A 15,769-nucleotide genomic window follows, 5' to 3' on the forward strand; every position below is an offset into this window, starting at 1 on the left:
GCTATCTCCGATAGACTTTGAAAAGCAGTTCAATCAATCGGCTGAACAGTGTCTACAAAGTTAGTGGCGATTCAAAGCGGGTTGAATCTTGATGTGCATCCAGGCTTGCGAGGCAAGGTGAGTCTGCATGCGATCCAGCAGTCGGTGCCGTCCATTCTCTCACGTATGTCTAAGCAGTTGGATATGTACTATGAGTGGTCGAATGGCGTGTGGCTCATTACGCCAGACATGCCAGTGATTCGCAGTTATCAGTTGAATTACGTCAATATGAGCCGTGACACCACTGGCTATATTGGGGTCGCAAGTGAGATCAATAGTGCTGGCAGAGCTGCGGCAGGTGCTGCAGGTAATGGTGGCGCGCAAGCCGTAGTGGCGCAGCAGGGCGGTAACAGTAATAGCTCAAGAACGGCTGTCACTTCACAATCGCGTTATCACTTGTGGGAAAGCATCGTTGAAAATATACAGACGTTGTTAGAGGAGACGGATAAGGCCAGTACCGCACGTGACGAGGTATTGGAGAGCGCGGCATCAGGCCTGGACTTACCAGCACAAGATAATGCCGCAGTCGAAAGCATGCAGGCCATCCGACAACCACGTGAAGCGTCAGATCAAGTATCGGGCAGTGCGCCTATTGCCTCTGAAAAAATCAAACAGGCGCATGTACGCTGGCATGCTTCGCGCCTGATTGCCAATCCTGAAACCGGTATTCTGACGATCCGGGCGTCACAAAGCCAACAGGCACAAGTCAGGGCTTACCTGGAGTCAGTGATGCAAGTGGCGGCCAGGCAAGTACTGATCGAAGCCACGATTGTAGAAGTTGAGCTGGGTAAAGGTTTTCAGATGGGCATAGATTGGAGCAGATTGTCTGCCTCGGCACAGCAGCGCGGATGGCAGGTGGCGCAATCGCTTGGCAATGATGCAGCTCAATTTAATCGTACCGCTGGTACCTGGGAAAGCAATAACAGTAAAAATGCACTTGGCCAGAATAATGGCAGCGTGGCATTCATGCTTGGTTACTTTAATCCGTTTAGCCGCTTGGGTAACCTGAGTGCTAGTGTGACTTTGCTTGAACAGTTTGGCAAAACGCGCGTGTTATCCAGCCCTAAATTAATGGTGCTCAATAATCAGACCGCGATTCTCAAGGTCGTCGATAACTTGGTGTATTTCACGATTCAGTCGCAAATTTCCCAAAGCAGCAGCAATAGCGGTAGTAATTTACAGGCCGTCACCACCACTGCCAATACCGTCCCAGTCGGGTTGGTCATGGCCGTCACGGCACAAATTAACAGCCATCAGCGGGTGAATCTGAATGTACGCCCTACGGTGTCCAAGGTGTTGCGTTATATCGAAGACCCCAATCCGCAATTGGGCAGCGGCAGTACGCGGATCGTCAGCAGTATTCCTGAAATACAGGTGCGTGAAATGGAGTCTGTGCTGAATATTGCCAGTGGCAATATCGCTGTCTTGGGCGGCCTGATGCAGGAGGATCAACGCGAATTCACCGACCGCGTGCCTGGCGTATCCAGGTTGCCAGTGCTCGGGCAAGTGTTTACCGGCAAAAATCAGGCAGCGAAAAAGACGGAGTTGATTGTGTTTCTCAGGCCGACGGTCATCGGGCGAGCCGATGTGCGGTCTGGGGATTTGCAATCGTTTCAGCCATTATTGCCTGATGAGTTACCTGCCGATGCATTTGAAACCAATGTGGGGGAGCCCTCATGAATCAAGCCTTTCATCGTTGCATGAGGTCGCTGGTTTCGTGGCAGGTGCCAAGACGCGCAGCCCTGAACGCTTACCGCAACGCATTGATACACACTGACCTTAAACGCATTGAGGTGGGATTAAGTTACTTGTTATGGGCTTGTGTGGTGTTGATGAGTAGCCTGGTCTGGCCAGCGGGCTATCACTTCTGGTTTGGTGATGACGATGGCCTGGCCGGAAAAAGACCTGCTGGCTTGAGTCAGTCTGTCAGCGGGTTTAACCCGCCCCAAGTCCCCGTGTTGGCAAAGGTCGCTCTATCCAATCAATTGCACAGCCTGTTTAGATTTAAACCCGTGGACGCACATTCTCCTGCGGCCGTCAGTCTTCCGGCACTTGAGGCTCAGATGGTGCATCCAACAGCAAAGCCTGCCGCACAACCACTGCATCTGGCGTTGCATATTCAAACGCTGCCGCAATTACACGCCAGCCTAAAACCAGCACTCAATATAGCGGTACAACAACTGCTTTCAGGCCAATTGGCGCAGGCGAGTGACTCGTTTGAGCGGGTGTTGCAGCAAGATCCGCATCAAGTGATTGCCCTGGCGGGCATGCTCGTTGTCACCAGTCAGCGCGGTGAGATTCAGCAGCGTGAAGACTACTTAAGCAGAATCCGTAGTGAGATTCCGGATTATGCGCCCGATGACGACCTGTTTTTAATGCAGTTGGAGGAGTGAGCATGTTGGCCGCCGCAGACAAAACCCGTCTTGGAGAGTGGATGTTGGCAAAAGGCATGATTACCGCAGATCAACTGGAGATCGCTTTAATTGAGCAACAAAAACACCAGCTTCTGTTAGGGCAGCAGTTAGTCAGACTGCATTTTGTCACAGACGCCATGATCCGGGATGTGTTGGCGCAGCATCACGCGCAGGAAAGCATTGACTTACAGCAGGTGATTGTGGATCCCGAAGCGCTGGCGCTAGTGCCGGAAGCTTTTGCCCGCCAGCATAAATTGTTACCGCTGGATTTATCCGCAGACAAGCAGGTCATGCGTGTGGCCCTGTCTGGCCACAATCATATGCTGGTGTTAGATGCGCTGCGGCATATGTTGGGCGGCAGCATACAGCTTAAATCGGTATTGGCAACCGAAGCACATTTGGAGCAGGCGCTGGATAAGTGTTATGGGCATAGCTTGTTGCTGGACAGTCTCTTGCGTGAAATTGAGCAGGAAGGTAACGCGCCAGCCTCGCTCGCCGCGCAGCAGGCATCCCGGCCAGTGATCAGGCTGGTCAATGCCGTGTTGATTGATGCAGTCAAACAAGGCGCGTCGGATATCCATTTTGAGCCTGAACATGCTTTTCTCAGGATACGTTACCGAATCGATGGTGTGTTGTGGCAGATTCGCTGCTTGCATGACCGCTATTGGCCTGCCATGTGTGTACGGTTAAAAATATTGGCGGGGATGGATATTGCCGAGCAGCGCACGCCACAGGATGGCCGGGTCAATATGTTTTTATGTGGGCGGCAAATTGATTTCAGGGTGTCCAGCCACCCGACATTGCATGGTGAAAATCTTGTATTGCGGGTATTGGACCGCGACAAGGCAATTATTCCGCTGGCGTCCATGGGGTTACGCGCGCCACAATTGCTGCGTGTCAAAAATATGCTGGAAAAGCCGGAAGGCTTGCTGATTTTAACGGGCCCGACGGGCAGCGGGAAAACGACCACTTTGTACTCCATGCTGGGGTACCTTAATCATGAGCACGTCAATATCATGACGCTGGAAGACCCGGTTGAGTATCCCCATTCGCTCATGCGGCAGACCTCGGTCAATGCGGCAAACAAAGTCGATTTCATTAATGGTATCCGGGCCATTTTACGGCAGGATCCTGACATCATCCTGATCGGCGAAGTCCGCGATGAGTCTACCGCGGCTATGGCCGTGAGGGCGGCAATGACTGGCCATTTGGTGATGACTACCTTGCATACTAATAGTGCAACCGCCGCTTTTTCGCGGCTGCAAGATCTGGGGGTCAGCCCGCATATGATGGCGGGTTGTCTGGTGGGGGTGATTGCGCAACGCTTGCTAAGACGTTTATGCCGTCACTGCAAGCGCCAAACGGTGGCTGATCGTGCGCTGGAGCAGTTGTTACGCCACACTTGCGCGCCAGCACAGACCTGGTCAAGGCCAGTGTTTGAGGCAGAAGGGTGCGTGCATTGCCGTATGAGTGGATATCACGGCAGGTTGGTCATTATGGAGGTGCTGACCATGCACGCCGAGATGCATGCCATGCTGGCGCAACCCATGGTCATGTCGCAAATACAGCAACAGGCGCGGTTGCATGGCTATACAACGCTGGCTGAAGAGGGGCTGCAACTGGTCAACGCGGGAGAGACCAGTGTGCAGGAACTGCGCCGGGTTGTCGATTTAAGTGCGCTTGAGACTGGGGTGGCTAGTCCATGACCAGTTATCGCTATATTGCCATCGACCAATATGGCCAACGGCACCGTGGGGTGCTGGAGATGCCCAATGAGCAGATGCTCACGGCGAGTTTGCAGCAACAGGGCCTGGAGTTGCTGACTTTTAGGATGGGCCAGCCATGGTTTTGGCGGCAACCCAGGGTCAATACGCAGACGCTGATTTTATTTTGTGTGCAAATGGAGCAATTACTGCAAGCAGGAGTGCCGTTGTTGCAGGCGCTTGCCGATCTTGCTGAGCAAAACGAACATCAAGGCATGAAGGCGGCATTGCGCGACGTACAACGTGATCTTGAAGCTGGCAAGTTATTGTCGCAAGCGTTGCAAGCGCAACCCAAAATCTTTCCGCCTTTGCTGGGTCAGCTGATTGATGCGGGTGAGCGTACTGGCCAGTTACCCGAGATTTTCGGGCATTTGACACGTACATTATCGTGGCAGGCCGAGCTGCGGTCACAAGTCCGTCGTGGGCTGACTTACCCGGCGGTGTTGTGTGTCATGGTGGCAATTGCTGCCTATGTTATGTTGACTTTTCTGGTGCCGCAAATGGCCAGTTTTTTACAAAGCCTGGGCCAGGCACTGCCTTGGTCTACCCGTTTATTGCTGGCACTGTCTGACGGAGTGATGGCTTATGGTGGATGGTTGTTGCTAGGCATCATCGCCATGGTGACTGTATTCACGTTGGCGATACGCCGTTCACCGGTCTTTGCCTTTTTTCTGGACCAACAGCTGTTGCGGTTACCGGTGGTTGGGCGGTTGGTGCATCAACTGGTGTTGGCCAGGTTTTGTCGCTTTCTTGGCTTGATGTATCAGACGGGAATCCCTTTATTACAAGCCTTGGCCTGGTGCCAGCCCTTGTTGCAACAGCGCGTCATGGAGCAGGCGCTGGCTGAGGTCTATCAGCGCGTTCAGGCCGGGGAAAGCCTGACTGCAGGGTTTGCCGCCACCCAGCAGTTCCCGCCCCTGATGTTGCGTATGTTGAGTGTCGGTGAAACAACGGGTGCGCTAGATCGCATGTTATTCCAGCTGGCAATGGTTTATGACCGGGAGGTGCAGTCACAACTGCAGATGTTATTGCGGTTGCTTGAGCCTGCACTCACCATCGCACTGGGCATGATGTTGTTGTTTTTAATGGCCGCAGTGATGTTGCCGGTGTATGACAGCTTTTCAAGCCTGCGCTATTAAATATGGCAAGCCATCATTTCATCGTCCTGGTCGATCAAACGTGCTGGCGTGTGGTGCATGTGCGCGGTCAGCAAGCGTTAGCCATGCGCACGTTTGAGTGTGACGATAGTCGTCGCCAGGAAATCTTGCGTTGGTGGCAACAGTTTCCGCAGGCAAGAGTCTCGTTCCTGGCCAATCATGCGGATGAACATTATCACGTGGAAACCTTGCCGCAGGTGCGTGGGTCGGCTGGGCGCCAGTTGTTACTGCGTAAGCTGGCAGCATGGCCTTTTTCGCAAGGCATGCATGCGGTTTGTCGTTTGGGCCATGTGAAAACATTACGCCGGGAGAGCCGCTTCCTGTTCGTGGCACTCACTTATACAGCTCTGGTTCACTGGCTGTCGGTGTTGCAAGCACAGTCTATTCGCGTCCAGGGGGTATACACACAAGCCCTGTGCCTGGTTTGCTGGCTACCCGCGACACTGCAAGTGATGCGCGGGTTGTGTGTGCAATATATGGCACAACAAGTCCGTATCAGTTATATCTACCAGCAGCGCTTATTCTTTAGCCGCCTGATTTCGTTGCCGTCAGATACGCTTTCTACGCCAGAGGATTTTGTGAATCGGATTGTGTATGAGGTGGCGCAAATACGTATGACTTTAATTCACCAGCATTGGCTGCAAGAGGCAGATGTATTATCGCTTGTCTGGCTGGGCCAGGTGCCTGTAGATCTGCAATTGTTAAAAGCGCAGTTGCCTGCTGGGTGTATATGGGCTGAGGACTCAGGGGTGGCGGGACATTTCAGTGGCAGCGACTTGCCATCGGGGCTGCATGCCATGGAATGGGCGGCGATACAGCCTATATTAAAGGGTCGGCCGTTACCTAATCTGGCCCCTGAGGCTGTGTTGTTGCTGGATAGCAGCGCGCGTATAAAGCGTCACTTGCATTGGGCAGGGGCAACGATGGTTTGCTTGATGACCCTGATCTGCTGGGTCAGCATGCAGGCTACCCACCAGGCGCAGGTGCAAATGCAGCAGGTGAAGCGCCAGCTACAAGTTGGGCGGCGTACACCCGCTGTGCATATCAATCAGGCACAGTTGTCAGGCATGCGCGCATTGACGCAAGCAGTGCAAGGGTTACAGGCTTCCGTGCGATTGCCAGAGCGTGCCTTGGCCCTGATGCAGCAGGCGTTAACGGGCATCTCTCACTGGCAGGTAGCCGCACTGGCGTGGGATTTTTCAGAGAGATCTTCGCAGGCTGATGCCTTCACTCAGCATCCCTCTCGTTGGCGGGAAACGCTCACTGTGACATGGTCGCAGGGTGGTCCTAGCGAACAGGCGGCGATGGAATGGCAGCAATTGCTCGCGCGATTACGAGGGTTGCCTGAGATCGAAAAAGTAGAGCTGCTCACGCCTTCAGCATCCGCAAGCAGCGCTCAGCGGCAAGGCAATACAGGTCAGGCGCCAGCGCCGGATCACCCACCCGTGCTTAAGCTATATCTGCGGGATGTGAATGAGGCGGCCACTTGATGAAAGCCACTGCTTACTGGCCAGTGTTACGCGCGACTTTGATCAGTTGGCTGGTCGTACTATGCCTGCTTGTCGCTGTGATGGCCATCACATTAAATGACCAACGGGTTGCTGAAGATGGCTTGAGTCAGGCCAGACGTCAATGGCGGCAACAGCAGCAGCAAACAGAGCTTGAAGTTAGTTATCAGCCTGATATGCATTACTTTCTTGCGCATCGTATCGGTTGGCAAGCCCATGGCTTAATGCAGCCGCCGGATTTCGATCGTTGGGATAGCGATTTGGTCTCCATGCAGCAACGGTTTACCTTGCCACATGTTGCTTATGAAATTGCACCGACGGTGTCGTGTCCGGCAGATGCCTGTCGGGTGCAATGGCCGACCAGCCAGCCGCCGACCTTGAATTTCACGGTGACGTCCATACAACTGCGTTGGTCAGTGCCTCATGAGTCTGCCGTCATAGATTGGTTGCAGCAGCTTGAGCATGCATATGGCGGATTGTTGCTGGTGCGTCGTTGCAGTTGGATATTGGCGGAAGGCGCCGAGATGATCGCTGCGCAATGCGATCTGGATCTGTTTAATTTTCCTCATGTGTTGCCCGCTGAGCTGATAGGCGCGCAATGATAAGGTCTGCCCATGTTGCTCGAGGAGTGCAAACTGGTGTCGCTATCTGGATGGTGTTGCTGTTGTTGTCTGGCATGGGTACATGGATGCTATATAAAGTATCTGGAAACTATCCTGCCCGACAGCGAGCGATGCAACAAACAATCGCAGCATTGGCGATGGCGCAGCAAGCCTTATTGTCTTATGCCCAGCAGCCTTTGGGGACCACTCCGTGCGAGTTGAATTGTCCTCGTCCTGGTGATTTGCCTTGTCCGGACCGCAATAATGATGGCATTGCTGAAACTTCATGTAGCAATACCTCACGCATGGGGCGGCTGCCGTGGAAAACACTGGGGGTGGGCGACGTGCGCGATGGCAGTGGCGAGCGCTTATGGTATGCCGTCTCCGAGCGCTACAAAAACAATCCGCGCCTGCGACCGTTAAATCTGGATACGGCAGGCACATGGAGTGTGGTTTCGTCAGGAGGTGTGGTGTGGGATGCGACGCAAGGCAATGGGGTAGTTGCCGTGTTAATTGCGCCCATGCAGCCGCTCACGCGGGAGGATGGCTGGGTACAGCAACGTATAGACGCGACCAGTGAGGTAGCAAAGCATTACCTGGATATACAGGGGGCTACCGATAATGCCAATCCGCAGGAAAACGCAGCACGTAGCTTTGTCAGTACATCATCCAGCATACATTTCAACGATGTTGTCTGGCCAATCACCACCAGTCAAATGCATCAGGTCATGCAAAAACAAGTGCTGACAGAGGTGAGGCGCAGCCTGCGCTGTGTTGCGTTACCTTGTCTTAGTTACCCGCCGCCCTCCGCCGTTGACGATAGTAGTTGTTTGGGCAACCAAGCCTTGAGTGCCGGACAATGCCTTTCTGCGGCGGTCAGTATCGGCCGCTTGCCGCTCGATGCGAACGCGCACTGGCCATGGGCGACACAGCATGTGCTGGACGGTAACCCACAACATCATTGGTTTCAGCAGAATGCATGGCGCGAACAAGTGTTTTACCTGCCAGGTCAAACGCAGGCCAGTATTATCCTGGCGGGTGAGCGCTTGGCCGGGCAGATCCGTGACAGTGCTACGGATAAACTGCATCTGAACGCCTATCTTGAGGCATCCACCTTGCTTGCGCTGCATGTGCAAGATGCCTCTGTGCTTAATCTGCCGAGCAATGACTTGCAGGATAAGGCGAGTCGGCCATGAATCTGGCGCCGCAAACTCGCCCAATTCGCCTCAGGGCCGTCATGTCTGGGTTTAGCTTGCTAGAAATGGCGCTGGCATTGGTGATTTTAAGTTTGATGATGGGCTGGCTGATGACGCCATTGCGTGTGCAGCAAGCCTTGCAAAAATATCAGCAAACAGAACAACGGCTTTATGCAGCACAGCAGGCATTGCTTGGCCACGCGATTATTTATCATTACTTGCCCTGCCCGGATACCGACCAGCCGCCAGATGGCTGGGAAAATGTATCGGCAAACCAAAGTTGTGTAGGGGATGAAGGTGTGCTGCCATGGCTACAACTAGGCCTGGTGGCGACCGATGCCTGGGGACGTTTTTTGCGCTACCGTGCTGATAGTACCTTTACGCACCACGCACAATGGTTCTCTGTGTCCGCGGCCGAGAATGCCAGCAATATTCAAGTGGTGGGTGACGCCGGAGCGTTAATCAGTGCGCCCAGCCGCCCCGCAGCTATTATCCTTTCGCATGGCGAAAACGGGCTGGGTGGCATACAATCCGTGTCTGGCGGGCAAGCCTTTGTGATGACTGCCCCTGTGCATGTAGATGAGCAGGAAAATGTTGATGGCGACCTGGTTTTTGTCGATAAAGCCCAGCAGCAGGCGGGTGGTGCGGTGTTTGATGACCGCTTGGTCATGTTGTCGCCCAAAGTGTTGATACAGCAGATGGTGCAGGCGCAGCGCCTGCCTTGAATAAACGGATTTTTCATGCAAGACGATTTATTGTTACGTTACAGTCGGCACATTATGTTGCCGCAGGTTGAATACGCCGGGCAGGAAAAGCTCACGCAAAGCCATGCGCTGATTGTTGGTGCCGGAGGCTTGGGTGCGCCAGTTGCCATGTATCTGGCTGCTGCTGGCGTGGGTACTTTAACCATTTGCGATTTTGACCAGGTGGATTTAACCAACCTGCAACGCCAAATTATTCACACTACTGCTGCGGTCGGGCAGAACAAAGCCCTGTCCGCGCAGGCGACGATTGCCAGCCTGAATCCCGAGGTCAAAGTGAATGTCGAGACAACGCGGCTTAATGATGACGCGCTTGCCGCGCGTGTTGCCGAGGCAGATGTGGTGATTGACTGCTCGGATAATTTTGCTACGCGCTACTTGCTGAACCAGCTTTGCTTTAGCCGCAAAACACCGTTGGTTTCGGGCGCGGCCATCCGTTTTGAAGGGCAGTTAAGCGTATTTGATTTTCGTCATGACGAAAGCCCTTGTTATCACTGCCTGTATCCCGATGTCGGGGATGATCAGGCATTGCGTTGTGCCGATAACGGGGTGTTTGCGCCGCTGGTGGGCATGATAGGCACCGCGCAGGCGGCGGAGGCGATCAAGGTTTTGCTTAATATTGGCCAAACCATGCAGGGCCGATTGCTGCTGCTGGATGCGCTGAGTGCCGAATGGCGCACGATACGCCTGAAAAAAGACCCGTCTTGCACGGTGTGTGCGCATTAGGTCTTGGGTGCTTGTGTGGGGTGTTTTGCGTTGAGGGCATTCACCAGTTCGGTAATCTCCCATTCACAGCCGCCACAGCCGCTGAGGGCACCCGAGTAGCGTGAAATGCCTTCAATATCTTTGCCTTGCGCGACCAGGTCAATAATCAGCCCGCGCGTCGTCCCGCTGCAACTGCACAGAACTTCTTTCGGGTTTTCTTCGTCTGCTTCAGGCATCTTGCTATCCTTTAAAACATCATTTTAACGGCAGATGTCGGGCTTGTGTCAGACTTTGGCTTGCTGCTGGGCTCAAAGCCCGTTAGCATCAATAAACATCCAATCAGGAGCTGCTGATGAATAAAGGTGTTCGTTTATCCGAAAAGTGGTTTAACCGTGCATTGTGGGCGGTGGCTTTTATCTTCGCCTGGTTTTTAACCGGTTTGGGAAAGAATATTATCGGCGACCTGCCGCGGGTGGAGGCTGAGTACACCACCGAGCATTTTGTTAACCATCGTGCCATGGAGCCTTTGCGCACTGAGTTGGGCGACCTTGTTCAGCAACGGCAACGATTGGCAGATCAACTGGAGCAAGCCAGTTTACAGCTCACAATTCGACAAAAAGACTATCAGGCTGCACGCAGTACTTTCGATAATTGGGTAGCCACGCGAGACGTGACGCAGTTATCAACGCAGGATGATGAGTTGGTCAGGCGCACACAGCAATTGGATGCGTTGAAAGTGCAGGAGCGCAACGCTGAAAAGGCGGTAGAGCATATTCAGCAGAAGCAAACAAACCTGTTTCAGCATGAGGCGCAACTGCAAACACAGATCAATGCCATGGAAGAGGTGGCGCGTAAAAAGTTCGATGAGGCTTACCAACACAAGGCGACGCGGGTATTTTTGTATAGGCTGTTGCTGACGCTGCCTTTGCTGGGGCTCGCCGCCTGGTTGTTTGTGAAACAGCGCAAATCCCAGTACTGGCCTTTCGTATGGGGTTTTATTATCTTTGCATTAATGGCATTTTTCGTTGAACTGGTGCCGTATTTGCCAGATTATGGTGGTTACGTGCGCTATCTGGTAGGTATTTTGCTCACGGTGGTGGGTGGGAAATATGCCATTGCTGCCCTACAGCGTTATCTGGCGCAGCAGCAGTTGGCAGAGTCGCAACCTGAATTTCAGCGTCGTGAAGAGTTGGGTTATGACACCGCGCTAGAGCGCTTGGGCAAGGGTATTTGCCCAGGGTGTGAGCGGCAGGTAGACCTGAAAAATGAACATAATGATTTTTGTATGCATTGTGGTATTTGTTTGCACAATTATTGCGGTGGCTGCAACGCAAGAAAAAATGCCTTTGCCAAGTTTTGCCACAAGTGCGGCACCGTCGCCTGAGGCGGCAACGGTGCCGGTGTGTTTACATTATTTCAATTTTGCCAATTGCGCTTGCAGCTTGTCCAGGTTGGTACTGAACTCTGCCAGGCGGGCTTTCTCCTGTTCAACCACGGCCACAGGTGCTCGGGCGACAAAGCTTTCGTTGCCCAGTTTGCTGTTGGCTTTGGTAATTTCACCCTGCAAACGCGCAATTTCTTTACCCAGACGCTCTTTTTCAGCGGCAACATCAATTTCCACTTTGAGCATCAGCTTAAAGTCAGCCGCCAGCATCACTGGCGCATCGGCTTCTGGGAGTTCAGCCACAATGTCGACGTTCTCCAGCTTGGCCAGTGACTTGAGGTAAGGCGCAAACGCTGCCAGTTGCGCAGCATCACCAGCAGCGATCAATGGCACTTTGGCGGCAGGTGAAATGCTCATTTCACCGCGCAAGCTACGGCAAGCCTCAACCGCCGTTTTCAGGGTGGTCACCCAGGCTTCGGCCTGCTCATCAATTTTTTCCAGGTCTGCTTTCGGGTAGGCTTGCAGCATAATGCTCTCAGTGCCGCGTGACTTGTCTTTCAGCTCAGTCATCGGCGCGATGGTCTGCCAGATTTCTTCGGTAATAAACGGGATAATTGGGTGCGCCAGACGCAAGATCGTTTCTAATACACGCAGCAAGGTGCGGCGTGTAGCACGTTGCTCAGCCTCGCTGCCGCCCTGGATCTGTACCTTGGCGATTTCCAGGTACCAGTCGCAATACTGGTCCCAGACAAACTCGTAAATGGCCTTGGCCGCCAGGTCGAAACGGTAGTCGTTAAACGCGCGCTCCACTTCGGCTTCGGTGCGCTGCAGCAGTGAGACTATCCAGCGGTCTGCCTGGCTGAACTTGCGGCCGCCATCCTCACAACTTTCCACGCCAAAGCCATTGTCTTGGCCTTCTGTGTTCATCAGCACAAAACGGGTGGCGTTCCACAGTTTGTTGCAGAAGTTGCGATACCCTTCGCAGCGTTGCAGGTCAAATTTGATGTCTCGGCCAGGTGAGGCCAGGCTGGCAAAGGTAAAGCGAAGTGCATCCGTGCCATACGCGGCGATGCCTTCTGGGAATTCCTTACGCGTGCGCTTCTCGATTTTCTCGGCATCTTTTGGATTCATCAGGCCGGTGGTGCGTTTTTTCAGCAGTGATTCCAGGTCGATACCGTCAATCAGATCTATCGGGTCCAGCACATTGCCTTTGGACTTGGACATTTTCTGGCCTTCCGCATCGCGGATCAGCCCGTGCACATAGACGTGCTTGAACGGGATTTTGCCGGTGATGTGCTTGGTCATCATGACCATGCGCGCTACCCAGAAGAAGATAATATCGAAACCGGTGACGAGCACCGATGATGGCAGGTATTGCTGTAAAGCCTGGTTTTGCGCGTCAATCGCGTCATTGCCCGTCCAGTCCAGGGTAGAGAATGGCCACAGGGCAGACGAGTACCAGGTATCCAGCACATCGTTATCACGTGTCAGGGCCCCGGTGTCACCGTCTTTAGCGGCCATGGCTTTTGCTTCAGCCTCATCGTGCGCCACATAGACTTTACCGTGTTCGCTATACCAGGCCGGGATTTGGTGACCCCACCACAGCTGGCGAGAAATACACCAGTCTTGAATGTTGTTCAGCCACTGGTTGTAAGTATTCACCCAGTTTTCCGGGTAAAACTTGATTTCGCCATTAGCAACCACTTCTAGCGCTTTTTCGGTGATGCTCTTGCCGTCATCTCCGGCTTTGCTCATTGCCACAAACCACTGGTCGGTGAGCATGGGCTCAATCACCACATTGGTGCGGTCGCCACGTGGCACTTTCAGTTTGTGTTTTTCCACTTTCACCAAGAAGCCGCCGGCTTCCAGGTCGGCCACAACTTGTTTGCGCGCAGCAAAACGCTCCAGCCCGACCAGGTTGGCTGGTAGGTTGATCGCTGCTTTGGCGCTGCCGTCAGTGGCGTAGACTTCAGCGCTTGCAGGCACAAAGCCTTGCAGGTTGAGGATGACGACTTTGTCCAGGCCCTGGCGTTGACCGACCATATTGTCGTTAAAGTCGTGGGCTGGCGTGACTTTTACCACGCCGGTACCAAATTCTTTGTCCACATACTCGTCGGCGATGACCGGAATTTCGCGGGAGCACAACGGAAGAGTGACATTTTTGCCAATCAGGTGTGCATAGCGCTCATCTTCCGGGTGCACCATCACGGCGACGTCGCCCAGCATGGTTTCCGGACGAGTTGTCGCCACGGTCAGTGAGCCTGAGCCATCTGCCAGTGGGTAATTGATGTGCCACATGGTGCCGTCTTCTTCTTCCTGGATAACTTCCAGGTCGGACACGGCCGTGCCCAGTTTCACATCCCAGTTAACTAATCTTTTTCCTCTGTAGATCAGGCCTTCGTTATAGAGGCGTACAAAGGTTTCGGTGACCACTTTGTTGAGGCCTGCGTCCATGGTGAAGCGCTCACGCTGCCAGTCAGGCGAGGTGCCCAGGCGACGCATCTGTTTGGTGATGGTGCCGCCGGAATATTCTTTCCACTCCCAGACCTTTTCCAGAAACTTTTCGCGACCCAGGTCATGGCGGCTCACGCCTTGTGCGTCGAGCTGGCGTTCCACCACAATTTGCGTGGCAATGCCTGCGTGGTCTGTGCCTGGTTGCCATAAGGTGTTGTCGCCACGCATGCGGTGGTAGCGGGTCAGTGCGTCCATGATGGTCTGGTTAAAGCCATGGCCCATGTGCAGCGTGCCGGTGACGTTGGGTGGAGGCAGCAAAATGCAGAAGTTATCCTGCACTTGCGGGTTCATGCCGGCGGCGTAAAAGCCTTTACCTTCCCAAAAAGCATACCATTGGCTTTCTATGGTTTTTGGGTCGAATGATTTTGCGAGTTCGCGGTTGGTTTGAGTGTTTGATGTCGGAGTATTCATGCGCGGGATTTTACCACGCCACACAGGCTCGCAGCGCAGGCGCAGGCGCTAGTTTGTGCAAAGGCCGCGCGTGACGGTGGGTTCTACCGCTTTCCAGTAGCGGCTGAAACGCATGAGTTGGTGGTCGCTTAACGGCGTTTCTGTCAAAACAGGCTCGGTGCGCCACTCAATATCAAGGCCTGCTGCTGCTTGTTTGAGTGCCTGTTGCGGGGTGTTTTGGGTGATGATGCGTCCCTGCGCCAGCCGCGCCAGTACTTGATTGGTCTGTCCTATCCAGATATCTACCCCTGGCATTTCAGCCAGGCAGTCAGCCATAAATTGCAAGCGCTTGAGTGGCCAGTGCTGGTACAGTGCCGGGTCGAATATAAATACAGCGGGCAGGTTAAAGGCGCATAGTGCATGCGTTGGTGACAGCATCTCGTCGTGTATCCATACCAGGCTCGCGACGCCTTTGGGCGTGGGTTCAGGCGGGTTCAGATGATGGACGGGTTTTTTTGCGACCACTGCATCAGTAAACAGTTGTTGGTGCAATTGTTCATAACTGCCTTCAAACGGGCAGGTGACCCGGCATTGCTGGCACCAGGATTCACCGCCAAACTTGATCAGGTTTTCTTTGTTAAAAAGATAAGGTTTATTACTGAAACTGGAGGCGATCCATTGCCAGGACAGATGGTTGGATGCCGTGTCGCCATCCAGTAGTTGTGTTTCAAACCAATCCGCAGCCTGTTGCCAGTCTACTTTGAGCCAATGCACGACATAAGCCGCAAACCACATGCGTGCGTGGTTGTGTACATAGCCATGTTGCTGCAATTGACGCACGATTTCATCCATGCATACCAGCCCGGTGAAGCCTTGTGCAATAAAGTCTGGCATGGGCCTATCGCCTAAGCCCACTTTGGGAGACTCCATGGGCTGCATGATAGCTTCACCAAACCGGTACCAGACCTGGCGGAAATAATCGCGGTAACTCAATTCGGCGGCGAGTTTGTGCGCGTGTTTGCCAAATCGTGCCCCCACGTCCGCCATGGTTTCTGGTAGCGACAGGCAGCCATGGCGCAGGTAGGGCGATAACCCGGTCACTGCGCCTGTGAGCTGGTTGCGGCTACGCGCGTAGTCTTCAGCGTCCACCGTCGATAGCCGTGCTAATGCAGACGCACGTCCGCCTTGCCAGGCCGGGGATAAGTCTGGCCCCGAGGCTTGCGGAAAATATTCCCTGATTTGCTGCAGGCGCGTGACGCGGTCTGCAGCGAGCGTGATGAGGGCTGGCGGGTTCATAGCGCACCATTTTGACACAACTAGTGATACCATGAGTTGC

Annotated in this window: 13 protein-coding genes; 10 read left to right on the forward strand and 3 right to left on the reverse strand. The window is 53.8% G+C overall.

The window, feature by feature from the left end; all coding sequences use genetic code 11:
- Positions 1 to 48 precede the first annotated feature (48 nt).
- The 9 genes from ACIDE9_RS13800 (at position 49) to ACIDE9_RS13840 (ending at position 10,166) form a co-directional block, all read left to right on the forward strand.
- The gene (locus ACIDE9_RS13800) at positions 49 to 1,719 is read left to right on the forward strand and encodes a type II secretion system protein GspD (RefSeq protein WP_411995261.1); all 1,671 of its coding nucleotides are present in this window, start codon (positions 49 to 51) and stop codon (positions 1,717 to 1,719) included.
- The gene (locus ACIDE9_RS13805) at positions 1,716 to 2,432 is read left to right on the forward strand and encodes a hypothetical protein (protein ID WP_411995262.1); all 717 of its coding nucleotides are present in this window, start codon (positions 1,716 to 1,718) and stop codon (positions 2,430 to 2,432) included. Before ACIDE9_RS13800 ends, ACIDE9_RS13805 begins: the two co-directional genes overlap by 4 nt.
- A 2-nt stretch (positions 2,433 to 2,434) precedes the next feature.
- The gene (locus ACIDE9_RS13810; RefSeq protein ID WP_411995263.1) at positions 2,435 to 4,159 is read left to right on the forward strand and encodes a GspE/PulE family protein; all 1,725 of its coding nucleotides are present in this window, start codon (positions 2,435 to 2,437) and stop codon (positions 4,157 to 4,159) included.
- Positions 4,156 to 5,355 carry a type II secretion system F family protein gene (locus tag ACIDE9_RS13815; protein WP_411995264.1) on the forward strand — a complete coding sequence of 400 codons (1,200 nt, stop codon included), beginning with the start codon at positions 4,156 to 4,158 and terminating at the stop codon, positions 5,353 to 5,355. The genes ACIDE9_RS13810 and ACIDE9_RS13815 overlap by 4 nt, the downstream gene beginning before the upstream one ends.
- 2 nt (positions 5,356 to 5,357) lie before the next feature.
- A complete protein-coding gene (locus ACIDE9_RS13820; RefSeq protein ID WP_411995265.1) occupies positions 5,358 to 6,863 on the forward strand; it encodes a hypothetical protein in 1,506 nt (501 codons plus the stop codon).
- Positions 6,863 to 7,483: a hypothetical protein gene (locus ACIDE9_RS13825; RefSeq protein WP_411995296.1), complete on the forward strand. Its 621-nt coding sequence runs from the start codon at positions 6,863 to 6,865 to the stop codon at positions 7,481 to 7,483. Before ACIDE9_RS13820 ends, ACIDE9_RS13825 begins: the two co-directional genes overlap by 1 nt.
- Before the next feature lie 131 nt (positions 7,484 to 7,614).
- Entirely contained in the window at positions 7,615 to 8,679 is a 1,065-nt protein-coding gene (locus tag ACIDE9_RS13830) for a hypothetical protein (protein ID WP_411995266.1), read from the forward strand.
- 41 nt (positions 8,680 to 8,720) lie between these two features.
- Complete coding sequence (locus tag ACIDE9_RS13835; RefSeq protein WP_411995267.1) at positions 8,721 to 9,404, forward strand: type II secretion system protein; 684 nt, start codon at positions 8,721 to 8,723, stop codon at positions 9,402 to 9,404.
- Between the two features lie 15 nt (positions 9,405 to 9,419).
- Positions 9,420 to 10,166, forward strand: coding sequence for a molybdopterin-synthase adenylyltransferase MoeB (locus ACIDE9_RS13840; RefSeq protein ID WP_411995268.1), 747 nt, complete (start codon positions 9,420 to 9,422; stop codon positions 10,164 to 10,166).
- On the opposite strand, the gene ACIDE9_RS13845 is transcribed toward ACIDE9_RS13840, so the two are convergent.
- Positions 10,163 to 10,381: a (2Fe-2S)-binding protein gene (locus ACIDE9_RS13845; protein ID WP_411995269.1), complete on the reverse strand. Its 219-nt coding sequence runs from the start codon at positions 10,379 to 10,381 to the stop codon at positions 10,163 to 10,165. The genes ACIDE9_RS13840 and ACIDE9_RS13845 overlap by 4 nt on opposite strands.
- 116 nt (positions 10,382 to 10,497) lie before the next feature.
- Here ACIDE9_RS13845 and ACIDE9_RS13850 point away from each other — a divergent pair, with 116 nt between their 5' ends.
- Positions 10,498 to 11,529, forward strand: a complete 1,032-nt coding sequence (locus ACIDE9_RS13850; protein ID WP_194752639.1) for a zinc ribbon domain-containing protein — start codon at positions 10,498 to 10,500, stop codon at positions 11,527 to 11,529.
- Positions 11,530 to 11,556: 27 nt separating this feature from the next.
- Here ACIDE9_RS13850 and ACIDE9_RS13855 read toward each other — a convergent pair whose 3' ends face one another.
- Together ACIDE9_RS13855 and ACIDE9_RS13860 are read right to left on the reverse strand one after the other, a co-directional pair.
- Entirely contained in the window at positions 11,557 to 14,454 is a 2,898-nt protein-coding gene (locus ACIDE9_RS13855) for a valine--tRNA ligase (RefSeq protein WP_411995270.1), read from the reverse strand.
- Between the two features lie 48 nt (positions 14,455 to 14,502).
- Positions 14,503 to 15,729 carry an FAD-binding domain-containing protein gene (locus ACIDE9_RS13860; protein ID WP_411995271.1) on the reverse strand — a complete coding sequence of 409 codons (1,227 nt, stop codon included), beginning with the start codon at positions 15,727 to 15,729 and terminating at the stop codon, positions 14,503 to 14,505.
- Positions 15,730 to 15,769 lie beyond the last annotated feature (40 nt).

This window comes from Methylophilus sp. 'Pure River', assembly GCF_046765995.1.
Lineage (GTDB): Bacteria > Pseudomonadota > Gammaproteobacteria > Burkholderiales > Methylophilaceae > Methylophilus.